General features: G+C 67.0%; 2 protein-coding genes. Both read right to left on the reverse strand.

Translation table 11 applies throughout. The features are described 5' to 3' along the window. On the reverse strand, nucleotides 1-493 hold a 493-nt coding region (gene prcA / locus ADBZ5U_RS16460), incomplete at its 3' end, for a proteasome subunit alpha (RefSeq protein WP_526811978.1). Nucleotides 494-523: 30 nt separating this feature from the next. Next, nucleotides 524-1,259 (reverse strand): proteasome subunit beta (gene prcB / locus ADBZ5U_RS16465; RefSeq protein WP_526811980.1); only part of this gene is annotated, 736 nt, incomplete at its 5' end.

The following is a 1,259-nucleotide window of genomic DNA, read 5'->3' on the forward strand; positions in this document are numbered from 1 at the left end:
TGATGATCGGTTCGGTGGTGCCGCCCATCACGACGAAGTGCGGTTCGTCGGCGATGGATCCGTCGTAGGTGATTCGGTAGAGCTCAGGCGGTTTGGTCTCCCCGTAATGCGCCACCTCGGCGACGCAGAGTTCGACCTCGTAGGGCTTGGGCTGCTCGGTGAAGATGGTGCCCAGGGTCTGGGCGTAGACGTTCGCCAATTGCCGGCCACTGACGTCGCGCCGGTCGTAGGCGTACCCGCGGGTGTCGGCGTACTGGATTCCGCCGCGGCGCAGGCTGTCGAACTCGTTGAAGCGGCCGACCGCGGCGAAACCGACGCGGTCATAGATCTCGCTGACCTTCTGCAGCGACCGGGACGGGTTCTCCGCGACGAACAGCACACCGCCGGCGTAGGCCAGGGCAACCACGCTGCGGCCCCGGGAAATTCCCTTCCGTGCCAGTTCGGACCGCTCCCGCATCGCCTGCTCGGGCGAAATGAAATAGGGAAAACTCATGCCCGCGACCCCGTCATGAATCAGACCCCATCATGAATCAGCGCGGGGCGCTGCGTTGCTCGGCCGACCGCCCGGGCCGAAATCGTCTGTGCGCGTGCGGATTTCGATCACCTCGCGGGCCAGTCCGGCAACCCGTTCCTCGGGCACCTCCTGGGCGCCCTCGGCGCCGATGGTGACCGCGGTGGGGTAAATTCCCCGCACCAGGTCTGGCCCGCCGGTGGCGGAGTCGTCGTCGGCCGCGTCGTAGAGCGCCTCGATGGCCACCTTCAGAGCCGAATCCGCGTCGACGACAGCGGGATACAGCTTCTTGATCGAGGCCTTCGCGAACAGCGACCCGGAGCCGACGGCCTGATAGCCCTCCTCCTCCATGTGCCATCCGCCGGCGGCGTCGAACGAGACGATCCGCCCGGCGGCTTCGGCGTTGGCGTCGTTGATGTCGTAGCCCACCAGCAGGGGAAGCGCCACGAAACCCTGCAGCGCCGCGCCGAGATTGCCGCGGACCAGGATCGCCAGCCGATTGACCTTGCCGGGGAACGTCATGGGAACACCCTCGAGCTTCTCGTAGTGCTCGAGTTCCACGGCGTAGAGGCGGGCGAATTCGACTGCCAGCGCGGCGGTGCCGGCGATGCCGGTCGCGGTGTAGTCGTCGGTGATGTAGACCTTCTGCACGTCGCGCCCGGCGATCATGTTGCCCTGGGTGGCCCGGCGGTCACCGGCGATCAGCACACCGCCGGGATATTTCAGGGCCACGATGGTGGTCCCGTGC

The organism is Mycobacterium sp. (assembly GCF_040398885.1).
Taxonomy (GTDB): domain Bacteria; phylum Actinomycetota; class Actinomycetes; order Mycobacteriales; family Mycobacteriaceae; genus Mycobacterium.